General features: G+C 47.4%; 2 protein-coding genes. One reads left to right on the top strand and one right to left on the bottom strand.

What is annotated here, in order from left to right:
- Nucleotides 1-96: 96 nt before the first annotated feature.
- A complete protein-coding gene (locus tag ACTXGO_RS12835; protein WP_435950763.1) occupies nt 97-1,242 on the top strand; it encodes a flavin monoamine oxidase family protein in 1,146 nt (381 codons plus the stop codon).
- A gap of 29 nt (nt 1,243-1,271) precedes the next feature.
- Here ACTXGO_RS12835 and ACTXGO_RS12840 read toward each other — a convergent pair whose 3' ends face one another.
- Nucleotides 1,272-2,099: an enoyl-CoA hydratase gene (locus ACTXGO_RS12840; protein ID WP_435950764.1), complete on the bottom strand. Its 828-nt coding sequence runs from the start codon at nt 2,097-2,099 to the stop codon at nt 1,272-1,274.
- Nucleotides 2,100-2,116: the final 17 nt, after the last annotated feature.

Below are 2,116 nucleotides of genomic sequence, written 5' to 3' on the forward strand. Positions count from 1 at the left end.
GCACAAGTGATTGGCGCAGATGTCGAAGATTTGGACGTTTAATGAGCTCGATTTTCACATTTACGATTTGAGACCTTTAATACAAGAAAAATAAATATGACAAATATACCTGTAGCTATTATTGGGGGCGGGTTAAGTGGTCTATACGCCGCTTATTTACTAGAGAAACAAAGTATCGATTATGTCTTGATAGAAGCGCGTCCTACTCTGGGTGGTCGTATTTTAGATAATAGACTCTTAAGAGACTCAAACTCTGAGCAGACGACTTCACAACATCTTGGCTCTGATAATGCAAAAGATGTAGATAGCTTCGATTTAGGGCCCTCTTGGTTTTGGCCTGAGTTTCAGCCGCAGCTAAGTGCTCTGGTCGATGAGTTAGAGCTTGAGACTTTTGCACAGTTTGAAGAGGGTGATACATTAATCGAGCGCGCTCCTAACGAGCCTGCTATGCGTACATTAGGGTATAAAAGCTCACCGCCATCTATGCGTATTAAAGGTGGCATGAAGGCCTTGATCGACGCTTTATATCATCGCCTTGATCCTTCAAAAGTAGTCACAGGTCAGAGAGTGAAAAGCCTTGATTATACGGATGGTTTTGCGCGAATAACGAGTGAAGATAAGGTAGGGCAAGTGAAAATATGGCAAGCAGAGCAAGTGTTATTGGCACTGCCACCTCGTTTGGTCGAAGCCAGTATTACCTTTGAACCTGAGTTGCCGACGGACTTGAGGGATGAGTGGCGCAATACCGCGACTTGGATGGCGCCTCATGCCAAATACTTTGCGGTTTATGATACCCCTTTTTGGCGCGGGCACGGTCTCTCTGGCGCTGCTCGTAGCTCGCAAGGACCAATGGTTGAGATTCATGATGCCTCTATCATGGATGGCAGCGGCGCGCTATTTGGCTTTGTAGGCGTACCTGCATCTGTCCGTCAAAGCGTCTCAACTGAGGTACTAAAAGAGCATTGCCGCACGCAACTGGTACGTTTATTTGGTGAGCAAGCAGGCGCGCCAAAGTCTGAATATCTCAAGGATTGGGCACAAGATTCATTTACCGCGACGCTAGCCGATGCCAGTAGCAACGGTCAGCATCCACAAGCGCCTCAATCTCAGCCAATATCAGGTATATGGGCGGATAGTCTGACAGGGATAGGTAGTGAGTGGTCGCCAAGTTTTTCGGGATATCTCGCAGGTGCTGTCGAGGCGGCAAGCCTTGGGGTACAAAGCTTGCCTAAAGGGCTATAGTTAAAAATATTGTTAATAAAGACAAAGCACTAATGTCCTGTCCACACCGCATGACGCTTTTGAATAAAGGCGTCAATACCTTCGCTAACATCGTTCGCCATCATGTTACCAGTCATCACCTTGCCCGCGTACTCATAGGCGTGCGGCAGATCCATATCTAGCTGCTTGTAGAACATATCTTTGCCCGTTTTGATGGCGACAGAGGATTTGCTAGTGATAGCATCGATCAAGGATTGTAGCGCGGCGTCCAGCTGATCGGCTGTTGCCACGCGATTGACAAGCCCTTGTCTCATAGCAGTATCGGCATCGATAAACTCGCCTGTAATCAGCATCTCAAAGGCTTGCTTGCGAGAGAGGTTACGACTGACTGCAACGGCTGGAGTGGAACAGAACAGTCCAACATTTATCCCAGAAGTCGCAAACTTAGAATCGTCTGAGGCGACCGCCAAATCACAAGCAGCGACCAGCTGACAACCTGCCGCCGTTGCAATGCCTTGTACTTTTGCAATGACGATTTGCGGCATACGGTTTAAAGTTAGCATCATCTGACTACACTGCTTAAACAGTGCTCTATGAAAGGCCTCATCGCTATGAGCGCGCATCTCTTTGAGATTGTGACCAGCACAAAATGCCTTACCCGTAGCGGCGATGACGACCACGCGAACCTTTTCATCTTGCGCGATATCATCAAGCTCGGTTTGCATAGCGTTGAGCATATCAACCGACAACGCATTGAACTGTTTAGGACGATTAAGTGTCAAAGTGACAACACTATCAGCGCTGTTTTCTCTAATGATAAACGGCTTGTTGGTCTCGTTGGCGCTTTGACTAGTCGCCTCTGTATTTGTAGTATTCATCTATCTTCCTTGATAAG

Source organism: Psychrobacter sp. T6-1 (assembly GCF_052258445.1).